This is a genomic window from Mesorhizobium sp. LjNodule214, assembly GCF_964252735.1.
Lineage (GTDB): Bacteria > Pseudomonadota > Alphaproteobacteria > Rhizobiales > Rhizobiaceae > Mesorhizobium.
Genome location: NZ_CAXUPE020000001.1, coordinates 2,300,230 through 2,324,174, shown reverse-complemented (window position 1 = coordinate 2,324,174; position 23,945 = coordinate 2,300,230). Strand labels below are relative to the sequence as shown.

Annotated in this window: 26 protein-coding genes and 1 pseudogene; 2 read left to right on the top strand and 25 right to left on the bottom strand. The window is 64.6% G+C overall.

What is annotated here, in order from left to right; all coding sequences use genetic code 11:
• Positions 1-5: 5 nt before the first annotated feature.
• The 13 genes from ACSQ3Z_RS10865 to ACSQ3Z_RS10805 all read right to left on the bottom strand — a co-directional run bounded on the left by ACSQ3Z_RS10865 (position 6) and on the right by ACSQ3Z_RS10805 (position 13,276).
• Complete coding sequence (locus ACSQ3Z_RS10865; protein WP_436171267.1) at positions 6-1,313, bottom strand: ABC transporter substrate-binding protein; 1,308 nt, start codon at positions 1,311-1,313, stop codon at positions 6-8.
• A gap of 71 nt (positions 1,314-1,384) precedes the next feature.
• Positions 1,385-2,203, bottom strand: a complete 819-nt coding sequence (locus ACSQ3Z_RS10860; protein ID WP_436171266.1) for an SDR family NAD(P)-dependent oxidoreductase — start codon at positions 2,201-2,203, stop codon at positions 1,385-1,387.
• Between the two features lie 66 nt (positions 2,204-2,269).
• Positions 2,270-3,160 (bottom strand): intradiol ring-cleavage dioxygenase, encoded by an 891-nt coding sequence (locus tag ACSQ3Z_RS10855; RefSeq protein ID WP_436171265.1) that lies wholly within the window; start codon positions 3,158-3,160, stop codon positions 2,270-2,272.
• A gap of 9 nt (positions 3,161-3,169) precedes the next feature.
• Positions 3,170-4,918: an FAD-dependent oxidoreductase gene (locus ACSQ3Z_RS10850; RefSeq protein ID WP_436171264.1), complete on the bottom strand. Its 1,749-nt coding sequence runs from the start codon at positions 4,916-4,918 to the stop codon at positions 3,170-3,172.
• The gene (locus ACSQ3Z_RS10845; RefSeq protein WP_436171263.1) at positions 4,918-5,967 is read right to left on the bottom strand and encodes a branched-chain amino acid ABC transporter permease; all 1,050 of its coding nucleotides are present in this window, start codon (positions 5,965-5,967) and stop codon (positions 4,918-4,920) included. The genes ACSQ3Z_RS10850 and ACSQ3Z_RS10845 overlap by 1 nt, the downstream gene beginning before the upstream one ends.
• Positions 5,968-5,976: 9 nt before the next feature.
• On the bottom strand, positions 5,977-6,840 hold the full coding sequence (locus ACSQ3Z_RS10840; RefSeq protein WP_436171262.1) for a branched-chain amino acid ABC transporter permease: 864 nt from the start codon (positions 6,838-6,840) through the stop codon (positions 5,977-5,979).
• Positions 6,841-6,907: 67 nt separating this feature from the next.
• A complete protein-coding gene (locus tag ACSQ3Z_RS10835) occupies positions 6,908-7,612 on the bottom strand; it encodes an ABC transporter ATP-binding protein (protein ID WP_436171261.1) in 705 nt (234 codons plus the stop codon).
• Entirely contained in the window at positions 7,612-8,328 is a 717-nt protein-coding gene (locus tag ACSQ3Z_RS10830) for an ABC transporter ATP-binding protein (protein WP_436171260.1), read from the bottom strand. The genes ACSQ3Z_RS10835 and ACSQ3Z_RS10830 overlap by 1 nt, the downstream gene beginning before the upstream one ends.
• A 58-nt stretch (positions 8,329-8,386) precedes the next feature.
• Positions 8,387-9,661: an ABC transporter substrate-binding protein gene (locus tag ACSQ3Z_RS10825; protein ID WP_436171259.1), complete on the bottom strand. Its 1,275-nt coding sequence runs from the start codon at positions 9,659-9,661 to the stop codon at positions 8,387-8,389.
• A gap of 26 nt (positions 9,662-9,687) precedes the next feature.
• Complete coding sequence (locus ACSQ3Z_RS10820; RefSeq protein WP_436171258.1) at positions 9,688-10,752, bottom strand: maleylacetate reductase; 1,065 nt, start codon at positions 10,750-10,752, stop codon at positions 9,688-9,690.
• The gene (locus tag ACSQ3Z_RS10815; RefSeq protein ID WP_436171257.1) at positions 10,749-11,408 is read right to left on the bottom strand and encodes an alpha/beta hydrolase; all 660 of its coding nucleotides are present in this window, start codon (positions 11,406-11,408) and stop codon (positions 10,749-10,751) included. The genes ACSQ3Z_RS10820 and ACSQ3Z_RS10815 overlap by 4 nt, the downstream gene beginning before the upstream one ends.
• A complete protein-coding gene (locus ACSQ3Z_RS10810; protein ID WP_436171256.1) occupies positions 11,405-12,364 on the bottom strand; it encodes a VOC family protein in 960 nt (319 codons plus the stop codon). Before ACSQ3Z_RS10810 ends, ACSQ3Z_RS10815 begins: the two co-directional genes overlap by 4 nt.
• Positions 12,365-12,367: 3 nt before the next feature.
• Positions 12,368-13,276: a dioxygenase gene (locus tag ACSQ3Z_RS10805; RefSeq protein WP_436171255.1), complete on the bottom strand. Its 909-nt coding sequence runs from the start codon at positions 13,274-13,276 to the stop codon at positions 12,368-12,370.
• Between the two features lie 92 nt (positions 13,277-13,368).
• Between ACSQ3Z_RS10805 and ACSQ3Z_RS10800 the strand changes: the two genes are divergently transcribed.
• On the top strand, positions 13,369-14,319 hold the full coding sequence (locus tag ACSQ3Z_RS10800; RefSeq protein WP_436171254.1) for a LysR family transcriptional regulator: 951 nt from the start codon (positions 13,369-13,371) through the stop codon (positions 14,317-14,319).
• Positions 14,320-14,405: 86 nt separating this feature from the next.
• Positions 14,406-14,552 (top strand): annotated as a pseudogene (locus ACSQ3Z_RS10795) (IS630 family transposase); the annotation flags it as partial.
• A 1-nt stretch (position 14,553) separates the two neighbouring features.
• Here the strand turns inward: ACSQ3Z_RS10795 and ACSQ3Z_RS10790 are convergent.
• The 12 genes from ACSQ3Z_RS10790 to ACSQ3Z_RS10735 form a co-directional block, all read right to left on the bottom strand.
• Positions 14,554-15,348, bottom strand: coding sequence for a methyltransferase domain-containing protein (locus ACSQ3Z_RS10790; RefSeq protein WP_436171253.1), 795 nt, complete (start codon positions 15,346-15,348; stop codon positions 14,554-14,556).
• A gap of 155 nt (positions 15,349-15,503) precedes the next feature.
• Positions 15,504-16,331 carry a D-glutamate cyclase family protein gene (locus ACSQ3Z_RS10785; protein WP_436171252.1) on the bottom strand — a complete coding sequence of 276 codons (828 nt, stop codon included), beginning with the start codon at positions 16,329-16,331 and terminating at the stop codon, positions 15,504-15,506.
• A gap of 167 nt (positions 16,332-16,498) precedes the next feature.
• Positions 16,499-17,314 (bottom strand): type III secretion system export apparatus subunit SctT, encoded by an 816-nt coding sequence (gene sctT / locus ACSQ3Z_RS10780; RefSeq protein ID WP_436171251.1) that lies wholly within the window; start codon positions 17,312-17,314, stop codon positions 16,499-16,501.
• A 9-nt stretch (positions 17,315-17,323) separates the two neighbouring features.
• On the bottom strand, positions 17,324-17,593 hold the full coding sequence (locus ACSQ3Z_RS10775) for an EscS/YscS/HrcS family type III secretion system export apparatus protein (RefSeq protein ID WP_006203901.1): 270 nt from the start codon (positions 17,591-17,593) through the stop codon (positions 17,324-17,326).
• Between the two features lie 18 nt (positions 17,594-17,611).
• Positions 17,612-18,265 (bottom strand): type III secretion system export apparatus subunit SctR, encoded by a 654-nt coding sequence (sctR, locus tag ACSQ3Z_RS10770; protein WP_436171250.1) that lies wholly within the window; start codon positions 18,263-18,265, stop codon positions 17,612-17,614.
• A complete protein-coding gene (gene sctQ / locus ACSQ3Z_RS10765) occupies positions 18,258-19,238 on the bottom strand; it encodes a type III secretion system cytoplasmic ring protein SctQ (protein WP_436171249.1) in 981 nt (326 codons plus the stop codon). The genes sctR and sctQ overlap by 8 nt, the downstream gene beginning before the upstream one ends.
• Positions 19,239-19,393: 155 nt before the next feature.
• A complete protein-coding gene (locus ACSQ3Z_RS10760; RefSeq protein ID WP_436171248.1) occupies positions 19,394-19,882 on the bottom strand; it encodes a hypothetical protein in 489 nt (162 codons plus the stop codon).
• Positions 19,869-21,227 (bottom strand): FliI/YscN family ATPase, encoded by a 1,359-nt coding sequence (locus ACSQ3Z_RS10755; protein WP_436171247.1) that lies wholly within the window; start codon positions 21,225-21,227, stop codon positions 19,869-19,871. Before ACSQ3Z_RS10755 ends, ACSQ3Z_RS10760 begins: the two co-directional genes overlap by 14 nt.
• Complete coding sequence (sctL, locus tag ACSQ3Z_RS10750; protein ID WP_436171246.1) at positions 21,224-21,841, bottom strand: type III secretion system stator protein SctL; 618 nt, start codon at positions 21,839-21,841, stop codon at positions 21,224-21,226. The genes ACSQ3Z_RS10755 and sctL overlap by 4 nt, the downstream gene beginning before the upstream one ends.
• Positions 21,842-21,845: 4 nt before the next feature.
• A complete protein-coding gene (locus tag ACSQ3Z_RS10745) occupies positions 21,846-22,463 on the bottom strand; it encodes a SctK family type III secretion system sorting platform protein (protein WP_436171245.1) in 618 nt (205 codons plus the stop codon).
• Complete coding sequence (gene sctJ, locus ACSQ3Z_RS10740; RefSeq protein ID WP_436171244.1) at positions 22,460-23,185, bottom strand: type III secretion system inner membrane ring lipoprotein SctJ; 726 nt, start codon at positions 23,183-23,185, stop codon at positions 22,460-22,462. The genes ACSQ3Z_RS10745 and sctJ overlap by 4 nt, the downstream gene beginning before the upstream one ends.
• 124 nt (positions 23,186-23,309) lie before the next feature.
• Positions 23,310-23,936: a hypothetical protein gene (locus tag ACSQ3Z_RS10735; RefSeq protein WP_436171243.1), complete on the bottom strand. Its 627-nt coding sequence runs from the start codon at positions 23,934-23,936 to the stop codon at positions 23,310-23,312.
• Positions 23,937-23,945 lie beyond the last annotated feature (9 nt).

Sequence of the window (23,945 nt, the reverse complement as noted above, 5' to 3'; positions counted from 1 at the left end):
TCATGTCACCAGGCGACCGGCTGAATCGCCTGTTGGGGCGCGAAGAGCTGATTGACCGTGTTGTCGACGATCCTCAGGTCATAGGGCCATTTCTCGCCCTTCACCCACTGGCCGCCGAAGATCGGCGTCTTGCAGATGTTCTTGTGGGGCGAGCCGTCGAACTTGATATGGCCGACCAGCGTCTGCAGATCGGTGGCGATCATCGCGTCGCGGTTCGCCTGGCGGTCGAGCGGATTGGAAGAGCGCTTCAGGATGTCCAGGGCGACCTCGAGCAGGGCATGCGAATAGCCCAGCGGCTGCGTCCACTGCCGCTTCGCATCGGCTTCCCATTGGTCGGCGATGTCGCGGCTGACCTGCCCGGTCAGCGACGATTTGAACGGGAAGGCCGGCGTCCACCAGACCTCCGAGGACATGCCGTTGCCGAGGGGTCCCATCGCCTCGACGCCGCCTGGAAACAGCAGCGCCGCCGCCACCGTCACCGCCTTCGGCTTGAAGCCCTGCTGGTTGCACTGGGTAACGAAGGTCTTGAGATCGTCCGGATAGGTGATGCCGCCGATGATCTCGCAGCCCTGCTTCTTGAACTCGGCGATCTGCGCGGAAAAATCGTTGGTGCGCGGCTGGAAGTAGCCGGGAACCACCACCTCGTAGCCCGCCTTGCGGGTCGGCGCCGGAAGGCCATATTCGTCGTTGCCCCAGGTCTCGCCATCGATGTTCTGGGGAAACAGCATGCCGACCTTCTTGTTGGTCTCCAGATGGTTCCAGAGCCCGACGAAGGTGTTCAGCGCCTCGTCGAGGCCCCAGAAGAAATGATAGGTCCAGTCGAAGGTCTGCTTGCCGCCGCCACGCGGCATGATCACCGCCTGCCAGGGAGCGCCGGAGGAGATGCAAGGCGTCTCATAGAGTTCGGCCTGCTCGGCGGCAGGCAGGATCGTGTCGGTCGTCGACGCCGGAACGAGCAGATGCACCTCTTCGTTCAGGATGAGGTTGCCGGCGATTTCCGATGCCTTGTTCGGATTGGACTGGCCGTCGCGATCAAGGATCTCGATCTCGTAGGTATTGCCGTCGGCCGATTGCAGCTGACCGCCAAGCAAAGCGCGGATCTTCTGCAAGGTGTAGCCGTCCGTCTCGCCGAAGAGGGCGAGCGGACCGGTCGTGGGGCTGAGATAGCCGAGCTTGATCTTCCCGGCCGTCGCGGCGCGCGCATAGCGCGGCATGGCCAGCGTGCTGGCGGCGACGCCGGCTCCAAGCCCTTTCAGCACAGTCCGGCGGCTTGGCCGCAAGCCCGATTTCACCAGTTTGTTGTAATAGGTCACTGTCGTTTCCTCCCGTTGTTAAAGTCTCCCCGACCCGCCCTCATCGACGGTGCCGGCCTCAGTTCAATGCTTCAGGTCATCCGCAGCAGCGAACCGCCATCGATGACGATCTGCGAGCCCGTCACGTAGGACGAGGCGGGCGAGGCCAGATAAAGCGCCAGGCCCTTGATCTCTTCCGGATCGCCGATCCGGCCGATCAGTGTCTGGGCCTCGAAGGCCTTGCGGTCCGCCGGATTGCGCAGCCGACCGCCGGCGATGTTGGTGATGAACGGTCCGGGAAGGATGGCGTTGATGCGGATGTTGTAGGCGCCGAGCTCCATCGCTATGTGGCGGACGAGATGGTTCACCGCGGCCTTGGCCGGCATGTAGGGCGTGCCCACGATGCTCTCGTTGATCAGCGAGGCGATGGACGACGTGACGATGATCTGGCCGCCGCCATTCGGCTTCATGTGCCGGACGGCATGCTTGATCGTGGTGTAGACCGAGGTCAGGTTGATCTCGATCACCTTGTCCCAGTGCTCGTCGGGCAGGTTCTCGATGGCGCCCTCGGGGTTCCTTTCCCCTGTCGGAGTGTTGAAGCCCGGCCCGGCGTCGATCCCGGCATTGGCGAACACGACGTCGATCGAGCCCGCCTTCTCGGCCACCTTGTCGAAGGCCTGGGCCATGGCCGCACGGTCGCCGACGTCGACGACCTGGCCCCAGACCTCGCCACCCGCGGCACTGATGGCGGCCACGGTCTTCTCCAGCCCGGCTGGGTTCAGGTCGAAGATGCAGACCTTCGCCCCGTGCTCGGCCATGATCTCGGCATAGGCCTGACCGATGCCGCTGGCGCCGCCGGTGACGATCACCGACTTGCCCCTGACATCGAACATCTTCTCAAGTGCAGCCATCCATTCCTCCCTTTTGCGCAACACCGACCCGCATGCCGACGCCTTCGCGGCGCCCGCGGCGCGCGGTCACCTGGTCTTTTTCCGCGACAGCACGAAATCGGACTCCACGTCGTAGAACGGGGCCGCAACCTCGACCTTGGCGGCTGCTGCAGCGTCCTCGACCTTGCGGAATTCTGCGAGCAGGCTCTTCTTCACGCCGAAGACGGCGTCCGAATCGATATACGGGTCATCTGGATCGAAGATGTGCGTGGTCAGCGTGTCGAAGCCATCGGCGTCGACGATGTAATGGAGATGCGCCGGACGATTGGGATGGCGACCCAGCGCGCCCAGCAGCTTGCCGACCGGCCCATCATCGGGGATCGGGTAGTACTTGGGCTTCACGCCGCGGAACCAATAGCGCCCGTCTGCGCCGGTGCGGAACACCCCTCGCAGGTTGAAGTCGGGCTGGATACCCTTTTGCTGCACGTCGTAGAAGCCCTCGTCATTCGCCTGCCAGACATCGATCTTGGCTCCTGCGACCGGGTTGCCGTCGGTGTCGAGGATGCGGCCATGCACGAACATGGGCTCGCCCTTCTGGTCGAGGCAGATGTTCGAGCCCATCGGCAATTCGGGCGCATCGGCGACATGGAAGGGTCCCAGCACCGTGGATTCCGAGGCGCCCGACGGCTTCCTGTTGTTGATCGCATCGACCAGCATCGAGACGCCGAGGACATCCGACAGCAGGATGTACTCCTGCCGCCACTCGTTGCAGATCTGGCCCGTCTGCGTCAGGAACATGATCGCGCCGAACCATTCCTCCTGTGTCGGCTCGATCTCCTTCACCGCCTCGTGCAGCTTGCGGGTGATGACCTCCATCACCTGGCCGAGCCGCTCATCCCTGGCATTCTTGTTCCGCGCCACGACGATTTCGGCCGAGTTCGCTTCGGTGAAATAGCCGTATTCGTGTTCATCGATCATGGACATTCCTCAGCGTGCAAGAACGGATTTGAAGACCCGGCGCAGTTCGGCCGCGGGGTCGGACGCCAGGGCCTCTGAGCGCCAGGCGACATGATGGTCGGGGCGGACGATCAGGCAGCCCGCATCGCGGATTTCGCGCGCCCGCGCCCAGTCGCCCGTGTGGTCCTCAACAGCACGACGCGGGCCGATCACATGGGTCCGGATCGGCAGGCCGAATTCCGCGGCGACCTTGTTTGCCGCGGCAAGCCACGCCTCGCCGCCAATGCCGGTCAGCAGCGTGAACTCGCCATGCCCGCAAAGGTCGAGCGTCGAGACCTTCCTGCCCGAGCGCTCGAAGATCCAGACATGCGGCAGCCGCGCGCCCGGCCAGGTCGTGGGCGCATAGTGCAGCTCGCGATCCTTCTCGAAGGCTGGCTCAGGCTGGCCGTCGGTCACGACGGCGCCCGACGCATAGCGCTGGTTCATCTCGACACCATGGGCATCGAACTCGTATTTCTTGAACGCGATGGCCTTGCGGAGCGCCTCGCGCTGAGCTTCGGCGGCGGCATCGGCGCGAGCCTCCATGTTCCGGTGGATCTTGTCGTGATCCACGCCGCCGTCCATGCCGAGGGACTCGAAGATGGGCCCGAACTCGGCGATCGACTGGTTCGCGCGTGTTACGATCTGGCGCGCGATCGGCGCACGCTCGGCCGAGTAGCTGTCCAGAAGCCCGATCCCCGCTTGCCCCTTGACGATTTTGGCGAGCTTCCAGGCGAGATTGAACCCGTCCTGGATCGAGGTGTTCGAGCCGAGCCCGTTCGAGGGCGGATGCCGGTGCGCGGCGTCACCCATGATGAGCACGCGGCCCCTCTGCATCCGCGTGGCGAAGCAGTTGTTCACGGTCCAGGTGTTGGCGCCCAGAAGCTCGATCTCGAGCTTCGGATCGCCGACGAGCTGACGCGCGACCTCGGTGGCCAGCGCCGGCGTCACGTCCGGCGGCGGCTGGTTGATGTCGTAGCCCCAGACGATGAGCCACTCGTTCCACGGCCGCACCATGCGCACGAGACCCATGCCGATCCCGCCGACGTCGGCACCGGGCTGCATGACCCAGTAGAGGACGCTCGGCCGGTGGGCGACGTATTTCGAGAGATCGGCCCTGAACAGGATGTTCATCGAGCCGCCGACGCCCATCTTGCCCTCGAACGGCAGGCCCAGATGCTCGGCCACCAGCGAGTTGCCGCCATCGGCACCGACGAGGAACTTCGACCGTACGGTGAAGTCCTTGCCCGACAGCCGGTCGCGGCAGGTCGTGGTGACGCCGTCCGCATCCTGAACATGGCTGACATATTCGGTGCTCATGCGCGCCTGCGTGCCACGCGCACACGCCGTCTTGAACAGGATCGGCTCCATGAAGGTCTGGGGCAGATCATTCATGAAGGACGGCGACGACAGGAGATGTTCGGCCTTGGAGAGCGGGTCCGTGCCCCAGCTCTTCATCCGGCCGATCTCCTCACCGGCGAGGCTTTCGCAGAACACGTTCTCGCCCATCAGCTCCTGCGGCGAGGCATGCATCATGGCCTCGGCCTCGACGTCCGGCCCGAGGTCGCGAAGCACCTCCATGGTGCGCTGGTTGGTGATGTGGGCACGCGGCGTATTCGACAGCCAGCGGTAGCGGTTCACGACCATGTTGGCGACGCCGGAGCTGGACAGCAGTGCCGCCGTGGCCGAGCCTGCCGGGCCGGTGCCCACGACCAGCACGTCGGTTTCGATATCCGCCATCAAATTCCTCCCTCGAGCTTCGGACCAGCCAGCCTGCGGCGGACCGGAAACAGATGCAGGCCGCTGCGGGCCGAGATCAGCCCCCACAGCCCCTTTGGCGCGAACAGCATCACGACGATGGCGATCAGCCCAAGCGTCATCAGGTACCAGCTGCCGTAGTCGGCCAGCGCCGAGCGCAGCGCAAAGAAGACCAGCACCCCGAGGATCGGACCCTCAATGGTGCCAATGCCGCCGATGACGACGATGAAGATGACGTATGCGGTCCAGTCGGTGACGGCGAAGGCCGCATCCGGCGAGGTGCGGGCCGTCTGCAGAAAGATCAGCGCGCCAGTCAGTCCGGTGGCGGCCGCGGCGATGAGAAAGACCGCCCATTTGAGGCGCACGACATCGACGCCCACCGATTGGGCCGCCTCGACATTGTCGCGCACCGCCGCCAGCGCCAGCCCAAGGCGACTGCGCAGCAGCCAGTAGATGCCGCCCGTAACGGCGACGACCAGCACCAGCGCCAGCCAGTAGGCCAGGATGTCGCGCGCAGCGGCTTCGCGTACGCCGAACAGCGCCCGGATCGCATCCGTGCCCAGGATGTTGCTCGTCGCCTCGCGCGGCAGCGAGGTGCCGGTGCCCCCGCCGAGCGCCTTCCACTGCGCGACCAGCAGCCGCGTCACCTCGGCGATCACCCAGGTGCCGATGGCGAAATAGGCGCCCTGCAGACGGAAGGCGAAGAAGGCCGTGGGAACGGCCAGCACCAGCGCCGCAAGACCGCCCAGCAGGATTGCCGGAACCGGGTTCCAGCCCAGCAGGATCACGCCCGCGAACAGCGCATAGGCGCCGAGGCCGACGAAGGCCTGCTGGCCCACCGAGACCAGGCCGCCATAGCCCGCCAGCAAGTTCCAGATCTGCGCCAGCGTCAGCATGGTGAAGATGAAGAACAGGTCCTGTATGACGCCGCGGGTGGTCACGGCGGGCAGTGCGAGCCCGGCCAGGATCACAACGAGTACGGTGATCTCCGTGGCAGTTCCGGCGCGGGTGCGGGTTGTCAGCCGATACATGCCGCCCCCTCAATCGACCGCGCGCGGGAACAGGCCCCGCGGCTTGAGCAGCATCACGGTGAGGAAGGCGATGTGGCCCGCCAGGATCTGCCACTCCGGATTCACCGCCGCGCCGGCCGTCTGGGCGACGCCGATGATGATCCCGCCTGCGAGTGTGCCCCACAGGCTGCCGAGGCCGCCGATGATCACCGCCTCGAAAGCGTAGATCAGCCGCGCCGGCCCGATCGAGGGATCGAAGTTCGCGCGCATGCCGAGATAGAGCGCCGCCAGCGTCACCACGACCATCGCAATCCCGGTGGCGACAGCGAACACTTGCTTCGGCTCGATCCCCATCAGGCCCGCCGTCACGGCGTCGTCCGAGGTGGCGCGGAAGGCACGGCCGAGGGCGGTGTGATAGAAGAGCCCGTTCAAGGCGACGATGGCGGCGATCGCGGACGCAAAGGTCATCAGCGGCATCACCCCCACCGTGACCTGCCCGAGATCGAGCGACGCCCCTTCCAGCGCCCCCGCCGGAATGCGGCGGCTGTCGGCGGAAAAGACCTCGAGCAGCCCATTCTGCAGGGCGACCGACAGGCCGAACGTGACGAGAAGCGGCGGCAGGATGTCCTTGCCCAGCACGCGGTTCAGCACGGCGGCCTGCAGCAGCCAGCCGAGCGCGAACATCGCCGGCATGGCGACCAGGGCGGCGACCCAGGGCGACAGGCCGAGCAGCGTGACGCCCATCAGCACCAGATAGGCGGCGAGGACGATGAGGTCGCCATGGGCCAGGTTCACCAACCGCATGATGCCGAAGACGAGGCTCAGTCCGGCTGCGAACAGCGCATAGAGCCCGCCCAGCAGAATCCCTTGCACGAGGGTGTCCAGCCAGATCATCGGCGCAGCACCTCGACCAGGCCACAGGCGCGCTGCGCAAGCAGACGATGGAGCTTCGGGCTCATCGTCATGCCGCCTCTCCGAAATAGGCCGTATGGATTTGCCTGCGCGTGACCTCGGCCGCCTTCGCGACCAACGTCACGCGGCCCTCCATCATGCAGTAGACACGGTCGGCCACCGCCAACGCCTTGCCGATATCCTGCTCCACCACCACGATCGCGGCGCCCCCTTCGCGAACCTTGGGAAGCGCGGCGTAGATATCGCGGATAACGACGGGCGCGAGGCCGAGGCTGATCTCGTCGCAGAGCAGCAATTCGGGGTTCGACATCAACGCCCGGCCGATCGCCACCATCTGCTGCTGGCCGCCCGAGAGCGCCGTGCCGGGGCTCTTGCGCCGCTCGCGAAGAACCGGGAAGAGGTGATAGACCGCGTCGAGGCCCCACGGCCCCGGCGCCTTGCGCGCCTGCCCGCCGATCAGGAGGTTTTCCTCGACCGTCAGCGAGGCAAAGAGCCGGCGTCCCTCGGGCACCATGGCGATGCCGCGCTTCATGACCTCGGCTGGGGAAAGCGCGCCAATGGGTTCGCCCCGATGCATCACCATGGCGGCCGCGTTGCGGATCACACCCGCGATCGAGCGCATCAGGGTGGATTTTCCGGCGCCGTTGGCGCCGATGATCGCCACGCATTCGCCGGCGGCCACGGTGATATCCACGCCGAACAGCGCTCGGAACTGGCCGTAATTCGCGGTGAGGTCGCGGGTTTCGAGCAGCATTAGACCTCGAGCCCCAGATAGATTTCCCGAACCTCTTTCGAGGCCATGATCTCGTCCGGTGCGCCGATCCCGATCACGCGCCCGAAGTCCAGCACGAGAAGCCGTTCGACCACCGACGTCAGGGCATGCAGAACATGCTCGATCCAGATGATCGTGGTTCCTTTCGCGTGGATGGCTCGGATCGTCGCGACCAGGGCCTTGCATTCGCCCTCCGTCAGACCGCCGGCGATCTCGTCCAGAAGCAGAAGCTCGGGTTCCGTCGCCAAGGCGCGGGCGAGCTCCAGGCGCTTGCGATCGAGAAGGCTCAGCGATCCGGCCACCACATTGGCCTTCCTGAGAAGCTCGGTCTGCTCGAGGATACGCGCGCAGTCCTCGACCATCTCGGCCTCGCGTCCACCCCGGCCGAAGGCGGCGGCGGTCAAGAGGTTTTCGAACACGGTCAATCCCTCGAAGGGCTGCGGGATCTGGAAGCTGCGGCCGACGCCCATGCGCACACGCTCCATCGCCGGAGCACGGGTCACGTCACGGCCGAGGAATTCGATGCGGCCCTCATTCGCAAGCAGATTGCCGGTGATCAGGTTGAAGAGCGTCGACTTTCCTGCCCCGTTCGGGCCGATGATGCCCAGGGCCTCGCCGCGCGGCACCGTGAAGGTCACGGAATCCGCAACCTTCAAGGCCCCGAAGGACTTCGAAACGTTTTCCAACCTGAGTATCATCACTGTCATCCTCGGGGCGCGCTGGAGGAAGGCGGCGCATCCGCCGCCCTCGCGAGCGTCAGGCCAGGGCTTCCATCTTGCCTGCGGTGGGAATCTCTGGCGCGCCGGCGTTTTCAACGATCACCAGATCGAAGCCGCTGCCGGCCTTCTTGCGCCACTGCCCGCCGACGAGCGGCGTCTTGCAGACGTTCTTTGCGGCAAACGGCGGTAGCCCCGCTCCGCTCCAGGCCACCTTGCCCACCACGGTCGTCATGTCGGTGGCCGCTATGGCCGTCGCGATCGCCTCGGCATTCGTCGGATCCGAAACGCGCCCCATGACATTGGCCGCCACCTCGAACAGCGAATGGACAAAGCCGATCGGCTGGGTCCAGGGACGCCCGGTCTTCGCGGTGAAATCCGCCGCGAGTTCGGCCGAGCTCTCGCCGGTCACCGACGACTTGAACGGATGCGAGGCCGACCACCAGACCTCGGACGAGAGGTTGTTGCCGGCATCGCCCAGCGTCTCGACCGATTGCGGAAAGAGGATCGCCTTGGCCACCGTCACTGCCTTGGGCTTGAAGCCCTGCTGGCGGGCCTGGTTCCAGAAGGTGGTGAAGTCGGGCGGGATGACCACACCGGTGGCGATCTCGACATCGGCCGACTTGAAGGCGTTGACCTGCGCGGTGAAATCATCCGTGAGGTTCTGATAGCGACCGGGATCGGTAAGGCTGAAGCCGGCGGCATCGAGACCGGGCCTCAGCCCGTTCTTGGGGTCGCCCCAGGCATTGCCGTCGGCGTCGTTCGGGAACAACCCGCCAACCTTGCCGTTGGTGGAAAGTTGCTTCCACATGCCGGTGTAGACGGCGATGATGTCTTCGAGACCCCAAAAGTAATGATAGGCGAACTCGAAGGGCTTCCACGAGGCCGGATCGGCCGGATTGCCCTGCTGGCCGATGAACCAGGGCTGCCACGGCGCCATGGTCGAGATGACCGGCACGCCCTCCGCCTCGCAGGTGGTGGCCACCGGATTGGTGTTTTCGGGCGTGGAGCCGACGAGCATCAGGTTGATCTCATCGTCGACGATCAGGCTCTTGGCCACCTCCGCCGCGCGATTGGGGTTCGACTGGCTGTCCTTGACGATGATTTCGAAGTTCTTGCCCGCCTCGGAAGCGAGGAAAGCCTTGATGTTGTAGGCATCGCTCTCCGCGAAGCCGGCGAGCGGCCCCGTCTGCGGCGAAACATAGCCCAGGCGGATCTTGGCGCCCTGCGCGATGGCCGGCGTCGCCAGCCGCGAACCGGCGAGCGTCAGGCCTGTCGCCGCCGAGGCTTTCAGTAGGCTGCGTCTTGTAATCATCTGCTTCTCCTCCCTCTTCCCTCTTCTCAGCCCCCCGGACGGCGCCCCTCGAACGCCGCCTGGAGGAGTTCCCTTATCGATCCCGGGTCGATCGGCCTCGGGTTCGCATAGGCATTCTTCAGTGCGATCACAGCCGCGCGGTCGAGATCGGCTTCCCGGATGCCGATCTCCTTCAGGCTCAGCGGAGAGCCGACCGACCGCGCGAAATCCCAGAGCCCGCCGCCCGCCGAGCCACCACCGAATGCTTCGGCGATCGGGCGCAGCAGATCGGGGACCGCGGCTTCGTTGTAGGCGGTGGTATAGGGCAGCAGGATTGCATGGGTTTCGGCGTGCGGCGTGTCGAACGAACCGCCGAAGACATGCGCCAGCTTGTGGTGCAGCGCCATCGAGACGTAGCCGAGCGCGGTCGAGCAGCACCAGGCCGCATAGAGCGCCTGCGCCCGCGCTCCGCGGTCCTGCGGATCGTCGATCAGCCGCGGGATACCATCGCGGAAGGCAACCATGGCATCCTTGCACATCAGCACGACCACAGGATTGCGGTCGGGGGCGTAGAAGGTCTCCATCGCGTGGGCGATCGCATTCATCGCCGAGGTGACGGTGAGGCCGGCCGGCAGGCTCAACGTCAGGTCGACGTCGTAGATCACGGTCTCGGGGCGGATATCCGGCGAGCGGCGGGTGGTCTTTTCGCCGGCCGCCGTCTCGCCGAGGATGTCGGTCATTTCCGAGCCGGCATAGGTGGTCGGGATGACCACCTGATCGGCGCCGGTGCGGACAGCGATGGCCTTGCCGAGCCCAGTGGTCGAACCACCGCCGAGGCTGACGACCGCCGAGGCCCCGCTGGCGCGGAAGGCTTCGACGGCCTTCTCCGTCACCTCGACGGGCGTATGCATGACAGCGCCGGCAAAGATCCCGGCGGCGAGGTCGCCAAGGCTTGCGGCCAGCCTTCGCGCATCGGCCTCCTGATGCGGCGTCGAAAGCACCAGCACCTTGTCATGGCCAAGCCGCCGGACTTCCTCCCCGGCGCGCGCCATGGTGCCCGATCCGAAAACCACCCGTGTCGCCAGACCCGGAAAGGTGAAATTGTCCATCATCGCGCCGCCTCCATGCGCGGGCCCCGTCCGACGGACAGGTCCGCCAGGATCGTGCCCAGCATCGCGATCTCGGCATTCGAGACCTCGTGGCTCCGGCCGGGGAACAGATCGGCCCGCAGGCGCGCGCCACTGCTGCCCAGCGACTGCGCGGCATCGGCAAAGGCCGAGACCGGAATCCAGGGATCGGCATCGCTGCCGGAGAGATAGACCGGCACACCGGCCGGTACGGCTTCGGATCGTGCATCCTCGGGGACACCGACGCGGCAACCAGTGAAGGCCGCCAATGCGTCCGGTGGTGGAAGGCCCGCACAGAGATACTCGATCGAGAGGCACGCCCCTTGCGAGAAACCTGCCAGAAGCAACGGACGTCCAGGCAGCTCCGCGCGAGCCGCGGTTACGGCGGCTGCAAGGTGGTCGAGTGCGTCGGAAAGCTGCGCGCGGGCGACCGGCGTCAACGGGTCGACGGCACGCGCCTCCCACCACGCGCCGAGCGGTGCGCGCGGCAGGACGAAGGCTACAGCCGGCGCGGAAAGCCGAGCCAGCACGTCGGACTGCATCTCCTCCGGCGATTGGCCGCGGCCGTGAACGAAGACGCAGATCGCCTTCGCCTCCGAACCTCTGGACCCAACCCTGAGCGGACCGCTGCCTGAGCTCACACGAAGTCCGCCTGTTCCAGACCGGCCTGCAGTTCGCCCTCGCGGTCCTTGAACCACGGCGGAAAGACCAGCGTCTTGCCGATCTGGCCCGGGGGCTCGTCCTTGGCCCAGCCTTCCGGCGTGGTCCAGGCAAGTTCGAACAGCGCGCCTCCGGGCGAGCGGACATAGCAGGACTTGAAGTAGTTGCGGTCCTTCTGCTCCGATATGTCCGTGAAGCCGAGGCCCTCGATATGAGCGCGCAGCTTCAACTGGTTCTCTTCGTCGCCCGTGTTGAGGGCGAGGTGGTGGATCGTGCCGCCCGCCAGCGTCCATGTGCCCTGCTGGTTGTCGCGGTCGACAATGACCTCCACACGCTGTGCGACGCCGGTCGCGTCGGGCACGCGGAACACGAGCCCCTCGTGGTTGTCGGCCTCTTTCTCCAGCGGCAACGCAATGGTCAGGAAATCGTCCATGGCGGTGCGGTCCATCACCGCCACCACGGCGCCGTAAATTCCCTTGATGCCGTGGGCCTTGCCGATGCCCTGCGCCTCGTTGGTGATGGGCGCGCGCGGATCGCTGTCGCTTTCCACCAGTTCATGCGGGATGCCGCAGGGATGTGCGAAAGCCGCACGGTCGGCGCCGAAGCGTGTGATTTTGACGGCCTCGATGCCGCGCGCGTTCAGCCGGTCCACCCAGAAATCCGCAGCCCCCTTGGGGATCGACTGCATGATGGTGCGCGACTGGTTGGTCCCGCGGCGGCCGTAGACGCCCGGCTTGCGGAATGGGAAGGTGGTGATGATCGTCGAGGCATCGCCGTCGGGCGAGCCGTAATAGAGGTGGTAGACAGGGATTACGCCGTCGAACAATACGGTGCGCTTCACCGAATGCAGGCCGAGCGCCTTGGTATAGAAATCAAAATCTTCCTGAGCGCCGTCGGTCGACAGCGTCAGGTGGTGGTAGCCGCTGACTCGTGCCATCGGTCATCTCCTCCCAGAGGTTTCGGTTTCGCCCCGCCGCTGCGGGCAGAGCACGAGGTTGAGGTCGAGCGCGTGCTTCCGCTTTCCTCCATTGGGCGGCAGTGCACGGAACTCGGCCATGAGTTCGGATTTGACCCCGAAGATGGCATCCCGGCCGATCGCAGGGTCCGACCGGTCGAAGACGTGGGTCGTCAGCGTTTCGAAGCCTTCCGCCGAGACGCGAAAATGGATGTGGGCCGGCCGCTCAAGGCCAAGGCCAAGCGCAGACATCAACTGACCGACCGGTCCGTCCGACGGCAGCGTGTAACCCTTCGGCTTCACCGTCATGAAGCGGAAGCGTCCCTGCTGATCGGTGCGGAAGCGTCCGCGCAGGTTGAATTCCGGCTGCCTGTCCGGCTCCTGGTTCTCGTAGAGACCCTCGGCATTGGCCTGCCAGATCTCGACCATCGCATTGCCGATCGCATCGCCGTCGAGCGCGACGATCCGGCCCGTTACCTCAAGCGGCTCGCCCTTGTGATCGCGCGAGATGTTCCCGTCGAGCGGCATCTCCGGCACGTCGGCCCGGTAGAAGGGTCCGGCCAAGGTGTTTGGGGTCGCCCCGGCGGGGCGCGGGCTGTTCTGGTCCTCGATCAGCGAGGACACACCAAGGACATCGGCAAACAGCACCCATTCCTGGCGCCGCGCATCGGCGTAATGGCCGACCTCGGTCAGAAAATCGATCGCCTGCCGGAATTCCTCGCCAGAGGGTCGCAACTCCACGATCAGCGCGTGCAAACCATCCACGGCGGCCTGCGCCGCCGCTGCCAGGCGGGACTGGCCGATTGCCGCCAGACGCCGCGAGAATTCCTCGGCCTGCGTCGAGATCATCTTGGGGAATTCATCCCCTTGCGGGCCGTCGTGCTGGCCGTCCATCCGCCGGGACCTCCCTTCCCCTTGCCAAACGGGATAGCACGGCCCGACGCGGTGCTTGATGAGATGTGGCGCCCCTTGTATAGCGTTTTGCTATGAAGCTGAACGAGCGCCACCTGATGCAACTCGCCGCGGTGCTGGATGCCGGCGGCGTGTCGGAAGGAGCCGCCATGCTGGGCCTGACCCAGCCTGCGGTCAGCCGATCGCTTGCCATGCTGGAGGCACGGGTGGGCGAGCCGCTCTTCCTCAAGGGCCGTCGACCGCTGCAGGCGACACCGCTCGGTTTCCAGCTGGCGGCGCAAGGCCGCACGATCATCACTGCCTCGCGCAAGGCGTCGGATGCGGTGCAGGGCTTCATGAAAGGCACGAAGGGCATTGTCCGTGTCGGCGGCGTGCCCTTCTTCATGGATGCGATGATCAGCCGGATGATCGGAGAATTCCAGAAGCTCGAACCCGACGTCACCGTCCAGCAAAGCTATATGAACCTGCCCGAGATGGTCGCTGCGCTGGAGAGCAACCAGATCGACCTCGGGATCGTGCCGATCGGCGTGCTCGACCTCGGACCCGGCTTCGAATTCACCGAGATCCTGCCTGGACGCAACGTCGTGGCTTGCCGGCCCGACCATCCACTGCTGCGCAATCGCCGCCTCAGGGCGCATGACCTGACCAGCTTTCCCTGGGTGGCCCCCCTGCCCGGCTCCCCGCTGATGTCGGACCTGCAGATGATCCTGATGAGCATCGGCATGTCGGACCTGAACGTTCGCTATTCGGGAGGCTCGCTGATGAGCGTGATCAACTTCCTTGCCGAAACCGATGCGCTGGCCGTGCTGCCATTCTCCGTGGTCTTCGCGCAACGCAAGGAGAACCGGGTGACGGTGCTCCCCTATGAAATCCCGCAGCCCAGCCGCTCACTCGGCATCCTGCGCCGGGTGGGCGGGCCACGCTCGCCCGCGGCAGAGCGCTTCGCGGGCCACGTCACGACCGCCTTCGAGAATCTGAAGCACATCATCAAGCGGCATGAGAATGCCGTCGTCTGGGGGCGTTAGCCGGGTATTCGCGCTTACTGTCGGAAATACCGTCAAACTCCAGCGCCTGAATCGCAGGCTGAAGCGCTTCTTCGCCAAATTAACCCAAGCGCGGCGTGTTCCACTCGATCGTCGAACTCCAGGTGGTGGCGGAAACCAAAGCATACCCGCGTCCCTTCCGGTGGACAAAGGATCCGGACAGGATCATTGCCGCCGTCAGGCGCGGACACCAGGCATTGGATTCGCTCCACTAGACTAGCGCCGACCGCTGGCGATCATGACCTCCACCTCGATTCCGATCGGCCCGCCCGTGTCGCCGAGGTCCCGCCGGATCTCCTCGCGCACGGCGCGGCGCACCTCCTCGGGCAGCGCGACCAGTGCCTGGCCGGTGGATGCGCCACCCAGCTCGAACGGCGCGAAGTAGGTGTCGAAGGACGGCAGCACAAAAGTGTGCTTCTCGATGTTGGTCTCGATGTCCACGAAGCCAGCCTGACTGAAGTGCAACTGTAGACGTGCCGCATCGCCGAGCGCGAAGGTGCGAGCGGTGGCCTCGGCCAAGCTTGGCATATACCGAGCCATAACGACGTTGATCCGGCCGTTATAGGAGCGGTCCGGCACCGTGGTAACCGAGACTGCCGCGCGCCCGCCGGGGCGGAGCACGCGACGGAACTCCGAGAGGCCTCGCACCGGGTCGGGGAAGAACATCAGCCCGAGGCTACACAGCACCGCGTCGAAGCTCGCGTCGGGGAAGGACAGGGCTTGGCCGTCCTCGACCGCCACGGAGGCGTTTGATGCCTTGCTCAGGCGCCGACGCGCCTTCTCGACCATCTCGGCCGAGAGGTCGGCGGCCACGATGGAGCCCTCAGGTCCGACGATGGCTAGGGCAGCCTCGGCCGCAATTCCAGTGCCGGCGGCGACATCGAGGACGGACTGGCTTGGTGCGAGCCTCGCCGCGCGCAGCACGAACGGCACGAAGTGGGCGGAGACGTGCGAGAATGCACGATCGTACTCGGCGGCGGCCTCCGCCTTGTAGGTCAGTTCGTGGGCCATTCTCTTCTCCCGCTCCATCCCGGCGATCGTCCGCTATACTCCGAAGCATCCCCTCGGCGGTCAACGGGTCGCCGAGGTGAGGACGGAGCGGGCGCACGCCCGAGAGAGCAACGCGCGCAGCTACAGCACGGGTACGTTCCGGTAGATTCGCACCACTAGTAGACCTTGAAAGTGCCCGCATCCGCTCGTGCATCCACGTCGGTGATCAGCATGTGCCCAGGCGACACCGTGATCGAGATCGCGAGTTCGGCGCGGGCAAGAGCGTCTTGGGCGGTCAGGCTGCTGGCCCAGAATACCGGGACCTCCCCTGCCATGATTTCGACCGCATCGCCCCAGTCGGGAGCCATCAGATCTCTTATTCCGATGATCGATGGATCTCCGACATGGACGGGAGAGCCGTGGGCATGCGGGAAGCGTGCGGTGAGAGCGCGAACCTTGTCGACGTCGCATCGTCTTGTCGGGCGCATGGAGACAACCATTTCGCCGCCAAACGGTCCGACGTGGGATGTCTGGATCCTGGTTCGAAATTTGGGGGAGGCTTTGCCGTAGCCGATCCGGCGGAGCTTCACGCCCTTTTCAGCAAGCGCAGCCTCGACGGTAAGCCAGCTGCCGAGCGCGAAAGCGGCAAAATCATCCCGCCACAGGTCGATGATGTCGGTTTTCCGACGGATCACCTCCCCGAAGCAGTAGATGTTATATTGAGGCGCATCGGTTCGGATATCGATATCGCCCAGGGCTGGAAGCAATGGGCTGCCGGCACGGCTCACGCCCACCAAAGGACAGGGTTTAGGGTTGCGGACGCAAAACTGATGGAAATCGCTGGCAAACCTGCGGGGCACGATCACAACGTTGGCCTGCAGCTTGCCGCGCGCAAGCCCTCCTGTGTACCCTTCATAGGCACCCGTTCTAACCAGTCCGCGCAGCTTATCCGCATCGACCAGTCGTAAATTGTCATAGATCAATGCGGTGGTCTGGCGAGCCATGGCCTTCGAGAGTATGCATTTTTACAGACAGGTCGGGAGGGCGTAAGATCATCGGCGGGTCGTCCGCTTGTCAAATTGTCAGAATCTTTCATCAACGATAAATTGTATTTATTGGCCTACCAACAGAGACTACCTTTATCATTAGCGCTTGCGAATAAACCTTTTGGTCATTGACATGTGCGGCAGCCGATCGCTTCTATCTGGCGACCTGCCTCGTGCAGAAAGCCGAGGTCGCGGTTCATGTAGAAGAGCAGGAAGGCCGCGTAGAGGACAAAAACGAGGCTGAAGACCAGCGTCTTCACGACCAGCGACAGCGCAAAGACATTCAGGTGCGGCGAGGCGCGGGCCAGGAAAGCCAGCACGATGTCGGACAAGAGCATGCTGATGACGAGCGGGAAGACAAGAGTCAGCGCCATCATCAGGATGCGGTTCAGCAGACCGAGGAAGATTTCGGCTGCATCCTTGCTAAACACGGGCAGAAGTTGGTCGATCGGCCAAAGTCCGTAGCTGTCGTAGAGGCTGGTCAGCGAAAGTTGCAGGCCGCCGGCTGCGAGGTAGATCGTGACCATGATGACAGCGAGCAAGGTGCCGGTGGCACTCGTCTCATGCGTCATCATCGGATCGATGAGCGTCCCCATCGTGGAGCCGCGCTGCAGGTCCAGTATGTCGCCCGCGGCCTCCGCAGCCCAGAACGGTATGCCCATTGCCAGCCCGAGCGTTACCCCGACCACGACCTCCTTGAGCATGTACAGCACGATCATCGTCGTCGTGATGTCGGTGCTCGTCAGTTTGTTGACGATCATCGGAAAGACCGGAACCGCCAGCGCCAGCGCCACGCCGTTGCGCAGAAGTCCGGATAGCGGCACGCGCGAAAAGAGCGGCATCAGGAGCATGAAACCGGTCATGCGTGCGAGCACGAAAGCGCCTGCCAGAAGATAGAACTGAAGCTCTTTGACCGACGTGAAGAGTGGCTCGACCGGCATCCGCGTGCCTCAACGCGTGACGATGGGGAATTCGTCCAGCGCCGTCGAGGCCTGCTCGGCGATCTGCTGGCCAAGCAGCGGGCCGAAGACGATGATGACCAACAGGATCACGACGAGCTTGATCGTTTGCGGCAGCGACTGATCCTGGATCTGCGTCAGCGCCTGGGCAAGGCCGACGAGGATGCCGACGGCCAGCGCCGCGATAATCGCCGGGCTGGACGCGAACAGCACCGTCAGAAGCGCGCTTTGGACCTTCGCCAGGATGAAGTCATTGCTCATGCAAAACCCCCAGCAGCGTCAGCCGTAACTCAGGATGAGGCCATGCATCAGCCGCGACCAGCCGTCGATGGCAACGAAAAGGAACAGTTTCAATGGGATCGAAATGAGAACCGGCGACACCATGATCATGCCGAGCGTCATCAGGACGTTGGCGACAACGATGTCGATGATGAGGAAAGGAAGATAAAGCAGGAAGCCGATCTCGAAGGCACGGGTAAGCTCGGAGGCGACAAAGGCGGGAACAAGGATCGACAGATCGTCGTCCTTCAGACTCTGGCGCGCCTGTTCCGGCCACAGACGGGTCGTTCCATCGAGAAAGAATTGCCGCTCCTGCGGCTGGGTGAATTTCATGAGGTGTCGCTGCAATGGTTCCCTGACCAGTTGCGCCGCCCTGGCGAGGTCGTCCGTGGTCTGGAACTGGACCTGCCCTTCCTGAAGCCGGCCGGACATCTCGCTCAGCAACGGCGTGGTGACATAGACCGTGAGCACGAGCGCTATGCCGTAGAGCACCAGATTGGGCGGCATCTGCTGGACGCCGAGCGCGTTGCGGATGAGAAACAGCACGACCGAAATCTTCAGGAAGCCGGTCATCGTGACGACCGCCAGCGGCAGCAACCCGACGACGCCGACGGCGATGAGAATGCCAAGCAGGTTGGGTGAATTCTCAAGCATTGTCGAACATGCGGACGATCCGCACGCCCAGGCTTTCCCCGATCCGTACGACCTCGCCGTGGCCGACACGCTTGCCGTTGGCGATGATGTCGACAGTCGCCTCTTTCACCTCGGCGAGCGCAACGATAGCGCCGGGCGCAAGCTGCCTTACTTCGCCCAGAGGCATTGCCGTGCGGCCGATCTCGAAGGCGAGCGCGACCGGCAACTCGTCCAGGGTCGACTCTTCCAAAGTCTGGCCGGCCGGCGGCGGCGTGTTCTGGTTCATGGTCCACTCCCAATTCGATCCAGCGATTGCAGTCGGCGCGGCAAGCAATTGCGGCCCGCCTTCAGTCAATGCCACCGGCGCATAAAGGCGCTCGGCAATGATGAGTGCCGCCATGCGTTCTTCTTGCGCATCGTGGAAAAGCACCACATCGTCAGCCTGCAGGCTTCGAAGGTCGCCAAGGGTGATCGTGAGCGCGCCACGCCGGAGGCAGACCGGCAGCGGAAATTCAGCCGGGATCGGCGGCCCCGCCTTGCCGATCTCGTCGAGGAGGTGGCCGATCCGCACCGCCAGACGGGCGACATTCGTGTTCAAGACGCAGCCTATCGTTTCATCCTTGCCGGTCAGGACAAAAGCGAATGGGGGTTCGCCCGGAACGGTATCTCCTGGTGCTACCGATGTGATCGCGATCCTCTCGCCCAGCTTGCCCTCGATCCATTCGAGATCGTCTTCGAACGCGGTCTCCAACAGCAGTGCGGCGTGAGCGGGCGCCAGTCGTTTCATGTCGACCAGTTCGTCCACCTTGGCGAGACCCCGTTCGACAACGGAAAGCGGCAGGCGCAATTTGCCCGCACTGTCACCGACCGTGAACGCAATCGTGCACAGAAGCTGGTCCCCAGGGTTCGGCGCCGGCCAGACGGCCGCGATCGCCATCGTCTTCCCAGCAATCGTGATCTCGGCGGGAGCACGGCGGCGGTAGAAGGCGTTCAATGCCGCAACGTCCCCGGACGCTACGGATTCCAACGTCAGCCGCTCGCCAGCGCGCGACCGCGTGGCCGCGCGTTTCGCTGGTTTTAGCCGCGCTTTCGTTTTTGCCGACGCGAAGGCTTGAGGCATCACATCTATATTCACGGTCACGGATTGGGCTATCGTTCTGCGGGCAAGCGCGGTGGGCCGCGCTCCTCTTCCTCGGAAAGCTCGGCAAGCGCCAGGCGACGCCGCGCGGTGCGTTTGGTCAGATTCTCCAGCAGCCCGTCCAGCTTCGCCACAGCCTTCATGCTCGCGCGATGATCCTTGCGGGCTGCCGACAACTCCACCTTCCGCCGCTGCTCGGCGACACCGGCCATCTTCTCGCTTTCCCGCAACTGCTCGGTTTTTCTGGCGGCGATTTCGAACCGTCCCTGAAGCCGATGGAGGCTGGCCGCCTTTACCGGCTGTCCGACCAGCGAACCGAAGGCTGCATCTTCGGCGTCGACCATGCGCTGCAGGTGCTCGGTGACCGCAGCGGCCGCCTCCTGCCCCTCCCTTGCGGCCCGGTGCGCGGCGGCGTGCCTTCTGATCACTTCTTCCTTTGCGCGCTCCTCACGGCGATGCCTGAGGTCGCGCAGCCGAGCGATCATGTCACGCTCCTTCATTGACGATCTCCCGCATGCGCTGGCGTGTCTTCTCGATGCTCTCGCGTGTGGCTGACGCCTGACGCAGGAAGGCGTTGATGGCGTCGATCTTCGCCACTGCCTCATCCGCCACGGCATCGCTGCCTTTTTCATACTCGCCGACGCGCAGGAGAAGTTCGATATCGGCGTAGCGCGCAAGCAACTCGCGCAGACGGCTGGCGTCAGCCCGATGTGCCGGCGGCACGACGGCATCCATCAGGCGGCTCCGGCTGCGCAAGACGTCGATGGCAGGGAAATGGTTGCGCTGCGCAAGGTCGTTCGACAGGAAGACGTGGCCGTCGAGAAGCGCCTGGATTTCCTCGGCGACCGGATCCAGCGTGCCGTCGCCTTCCAGAAGAACGCTGTAGAGACTGGTGATGGAACCGACGCGGCCAGGGCCAGAGCGCTCGAGCAGACGCGGCAAGACCGCGAACAGCGAAGACGGAAAACCGCGACGCGTCGGCGGCTCGCCCGAGGCCAGGCCGATCTCGCGCTGCGCACGGGCAAACCGCGTTATGTTGTCCATCGCAAGCAGCACGTGCTTGCCCTGGTCGCGAAAATATTCGGCAATGCTGGTCGCCACATAGGCGGCCTTGACGCGCTCGATGGCAGGTCGGTCGGAGGTCGCGACGACGACGATTGCCCGCTCCCGCCCTTCCGATCCAAGCTGATGCTCGAGGAATTCGCGCACCTCGCGCCCGCGCTCGCCGACAAGGGCGATCACGGCAACATCGGCATCGGTGCCGCTGACGATGTCGGAGAGCAGGATCGACTTGCCGACGCCGGGTTCGCCGAAGATGCCGACACGCTGCCCGCGCGCACAGGTGAGCAACCCATCGAGGGCGCGTATTCCGAGCTGGATCGGCTCGGAGATCAAACTGCGCTCGAGCGGAGAGGGCGGATAGGCATTGACCGGATAGCTGCCGGCAATGCCATCCGGCGAAAGCGGTTTGCCATCCAATGGCTCGCCGAGCGCGCTGATCACGCGACCCAGAAGGCCAGGACCGACGGGCACCTGCTGGTCCTTTCCGGTCGCAACGACCTCGGTCAGGCTTGAAAGACCGGTCAGATCGCCAAGCGGAACTAGGATCGCCATCTCATCCATGAGGCCGACGACTTCCGCCTTGGTCGTCCTGCCGGTCCTGGGGTCGACCAGTTCGCATATCTCGCCGATCCGGACCTCCTCCACGGTCGCGTGGATGACCGTGCCGGTGACCCGCCGCACACGCCCTCTCCTCGGCCGGCTGGCATCGTCGCGCAGGCCGGAACGCAGGTTCGGAACGATTGACGCCAGACGGCTTTCGATGTCAGCAACGGGCGCGGTCATGGGATCTTGGCCTTTGCCGAAATCGCGGCCGCTATGGCATTGAGCTGCGCGTCGACGCTTGCATCGACGACGGCAAAGTCCGTCGAAACGATGCAGGCTCCGGCCGCCAGCGCATCGTCCGCGTCGATCTCGACCGTCATGCCCAGATCGCTCTCGCGCAAGACCGCGTCCAGCTCATCGCGAACCCTGTCGACGGAAGCGGGATGAACTCGGACCTTCAGATATTTGGCGCGGCGAATTTCGCTCACGGCCTCCCTTGCGGCCTTGGCGACAAGCGTGCCGACGTCGAATTCTCCCAGCATTCGCCTGACGACATCGAGGGCAAGGCTGATGACTTCGGCTTCCAGCCCACCAAGATAGCGATCCACCTTGACTGCTGTTTCGCTTACCAGCCGCGTGGCATCCGCATCGCCTTGCGCCTTGCCGTCTTCATAGCCCTGCGCATACTCGGCCGCGTAGGCTCGCCGGGCGGCGTCACGCAACTGCTGGGCATCACGCCTCGCCTCGTCGAGAAAGGCGTGTCCATCCTGCCAGGCGCGCGCCTCCGCGGCGCGCAGGATGCGGGCATGAGGGCGCCTTGGCGTGTCAGTGGTCGCTGTGCCCGGTTCGACCATCACGCTAACCCACGGCTCTTCGGACAATCGCCGGACCGGCTTCGGCAAACGGCTCCGCCGTCTGGTCGACAAGCTCGTGCGGCATCAGCTTGAGGCGAACCCGCATGCTGGTCTCGCCAGGCATCGCCTGACACCACGCACCAAGGCAACTCAGGCCGTCGGCATAGACACGGGAACGCATGTCTTCCAGTGGCTCCAACGGTTGCATTGGACCGGCCAGATCGCGGTTGGCGACCGCGAACGTGCAGAGATCGGCGCCAAGTGCTGCCTGCAACGCATCGGCCTCGCGTCCGTCGATGACAGCAGCCAGGCTACCGGCCCAGTAGATCGCGCCCGAGCGAAGCGCGAGCTCTTCCAACTCCTCGCTCGACGACAAGGCGATCGCCCGATCCACCTCGTCGGCCGGTTCATCGACTGCAAAAGAGAGCCGATAGCGCTCCAGCAGAAATTTCGACAATCGCCCATGCAGGCGCTGTGAGCGCAGCATGCGCTCGCAGGCAGCCTCGCTGATCGTGCCGTCAAAGCATTCCGCCAGCCGGGCCGGGTCCGCATAGGATGCGGGGTTGGACATGAATGCCCGCCATTGCGGGCTGGCAGTCTGCTCCGAGCCGGTCTGGGTCATGTCTTCTTCACAGGCAATGCGGAAGAGTCGAGCGCATAGACATCGGGCCGCCGATACCACTGAACGTAGGCTAGCCGGGCAGCCAGAGCGAGGATGGCCGCCGCCATCCCGTAAAACAGCCACATCGCGGCGGCGACGCTGTCCGGATGCAGCCAGAGGCCAAGGAAGGTTGTGAACCCTGCCTCGCCGTTTTCCTGCTCGGGGGCTGTCGCGGCGACCGGAATGAGCGTGACGGAGACGTTGTCATAGGTCAGCCCGGCGATACCCTTGGACACCAGCATCTTGACCTGCGGGATCAGCTCATTCATCGGAACGGATGCGCGATGCCGGATGAAGACGGAGGCGGACGACGGCACCAGCTGTTGTCTCAGCGGATCGTTTTCGGGCAGGACGAGATGAACGCGCGCGGAAAGCACGCCGTCGATGTCCGAGATCGTCTGCGAAAGCTCCTGGCTCAGGCCATAGATCATCGTCGCCCGCTCTTCCACCGGCGAGGACACAAGCCCATCTCTCTTGAACACCTCGCCGAGCGTCTGGAATTCCTGCTTGGGCAAGCCGCTTTCGTCGAGAATCGCCATGGCTTCGGCGAAACGGCCCTTCTGCACGGAAACCGTCATTTTGCCGTCCTTGCCGGCTTCGCGCTGAGCCGGAATCCCGCGACGCATCAGCGTGGCCACGATCTCGTTGGCCTGCTGCTGGTTTAGGTTGGAATACAGCTCCACCGAACAGGCCTGGAGCACAAGCATGCCCATGACAACGAGCGCAACGCGGCACCGGGCGCCGCATCGGCTCAATCGCGTTGACCGCCGCGGCAAGGCTAATCTGGGCACGAACACTCCGCGGCGCCTATTGTTGCTTGATCAGCGTGCTGGTGGACGACGTGACAGCCGTCACGCTGCTCGTCACGACTTCGAGATTGGCTGCCGCCCACATCACCGAGATCGACCGTTCGAGCAGTTGCTCGGCGTTCCTTGCCGGGGTGTCTTCGCCTTCCTTGCCTGACGTCTTGTCGGCGGCATCCTGCGTGGCGGCCGTTTCAGCATTCACGGGGGCGTTCGCCTGGCCAAGGGCTTTCTGGACCTGCTGCATGGTTCCTTCCAGCGACTGAACGGCGGAACCGAACAGAGCCGATGGATCCGTGAACACCCCACCGCCAGCCTTCTCGACCTCGGCCAGATAGTCGAAGAGCTTGTGTTCGACGATCGGCTCGGTCTTTTCCGACTTGGAGGATTGTCCGGCCATCGCCGGATTGGTGCCGGACGATGCCTGCGCCACCTGCTGACCTGCCCGCGTGGCGACATCACCACGCTCAGGTGTGTTGACCTTCGCGGCATCGTGCTTTTCCTGGTTGGCGCCCACCATTCGGTTAGCCGGCTGCGCTGTCGCGCCGGCGGTGATCTGTTGTTGCGCGCTTATGCTGGTGGTCAAGTTTGCCAGCGTGGCTTCCAGGGCTCCAATCGGCGCGATTTGCATGATCCTGCC

Bases quoted from the DNA above. Each gene is read 5' to 3' on its own strand.
- ACSQ3Z_RS10860 (WP_436171266.1), bottom strand. From the start codon at position 2,203: ATGGCTGCACTTGAGAAGATGTTCGATGTCAGGGGCAAGTCGGTGATC.
- ACSQ3Z_RS10855 (WP_436171265.1), bottom strand. From the start codon at position 3,160: ATGATCGATGAACACGAATACGGCTATTTCACCGAAGCGAACTCGGCC.
- ACSQ3Z_RS10850 (WP_436171264.1), bottom strand. From the start codon at position 4,918: ATGGCGGATATCGAAACCGACGTGCTGGTCGTGGGCACCGGCCCGGCA.
- ACSQ3Z_RS10845 (WP_436171263.1), bottom strand. From the start codon at position 5,967: ATGTATCGGCTGACAACCCGCACCCGCGCCGGAACTGCCACGGAGATC.
- ACSQ3Z_RS10840 (WP_436171262.1), bottom strand. From the start codon at position 6,840: ATGATCTGGCTGGACACCCTCGTGCAAGGGATTCTGCTGGGCGGGCTC.
- ACSQ3Z_RS10835 (WP_436171261.1), bottom strand. From the start codon at position 7,612: ATGCTGCTCGAAACCCGCGACCTCACCGCGAATTACGGCCAGTTCCGA.
- ACSQ3Z_RS10830 (WP_436171260.1), bottom strand. From the start codon at position 8,328: ATGATACTCAGGTTGGAAAACGTTTCGAAGTCCTTCGGGGCCTTGAAG.
- ACSQ3Z_RS10825 (WP_436171259.1), bottom strand. From the start codon at position 9,661: ATGATTACAAGACGCAGCCTACTGAAAGCCTCGGCGGCGACAGGCCTG.
- ACSQ3Z_RS10820 (WP_436171258.1), bottom strand. From the start codon at position 10,752: ATGATGGACAATTTCACCTTTCCGGGTCTGGCGACACGGGTGGTTTTC.
- ACSQ3Z_RS10810 (WP_436171256.1), bottom strand. From the start codon at position 12,364: ATGGCACGAGTCAGCGGCTACCACCACCTGACGCTGTCGACCGACGGC.
- ACSQ3Z_RS10805 (WP_436171255.1), bottom strand. From the start codon at position 13,276: ATGGACGGCCAGCACGACGGCCCGCAAGGGGATGAATTCCCCAAGATG.
- ACSQ3Z_RS10800 (WP_436171254.1), top strand. From the start codon at position 13,369: ATGAAGCTGAACGAGCGCCACCTGATGCAACTCGCCGCGGTGCTGGAT.
- ACSQ3Z_RS10790 (WP_436171253.1), bottom strand. From the start codon at position 15,348: ATGGCCCACGAACTGACCTACAAGGCGGAGGCCGCCGCCGAGTACGAT.
- ACSQ3Z_RS10785 (WP_436171252.1), bottom strand. From the start codon at position 16,331: ATGGCTCGCCAGACCACCGCATTGATCTATGACAATTTACGACTGGTC.
- sctT (WP_436171251.1), bottom strand. From the start codon at position 17,314: ATGCCGGTCGAGCCACTCTTCACGTCGGTCAAAGAGCTTCAGTTCTAT.
- ACSQ3Z_RS10775 (WP_006203901.1), bottom strand. From the start codon at position 17,593: ATGAGCAATGACTTCATCCTGGCGAAGGTCCAAAGCGCGCTTCTGACG.
- sctR (WP_436171250.1), bottom strand. From the start codon at position 18,265: ATGCTTGAGAATTCACCCAACCTGCTTGGCATTCTCATCGCCGTCGGC.
- ACSQ3Z_RS10760 (WP_436171248.1), bottom strand. From the start codon at position 19,882: ATGAAGGAGCGTGACATGATCGCTCGGCTGCGCGACCTCAGGCATCGC.
- ACSQ3Z_RS10755 (WP_436171247.1), bottom strand. From the start codon at position 21,227: ATGACCGCGCCCGTTGCTGACATCGAAAGCCGTCTGGCGTCAATCGTT.
- sctL (WP_436171246.1), bottom strand. From the start codon at position 21,841: ATGGTCGAACCGGGCACAGCGACCACTGACACGCCAAGGCGCCCTCAT.
- ACSQ3Z_RS10745 (WP_436171245.1), bottom strand. From the start codon at position 22,463: ATGACCCAGACCGGCTCGGAGCAGACTGCCAGCCCGCAATGGCGGGCA.
- ACSQ3Z_RS10735 (WP_436171243.1), bottom strand. From the start codon at position 23,936: ATGCAAATCGCGCCGATTGGAGCCCTGGAAGCCACGCTGGCAAACTTG.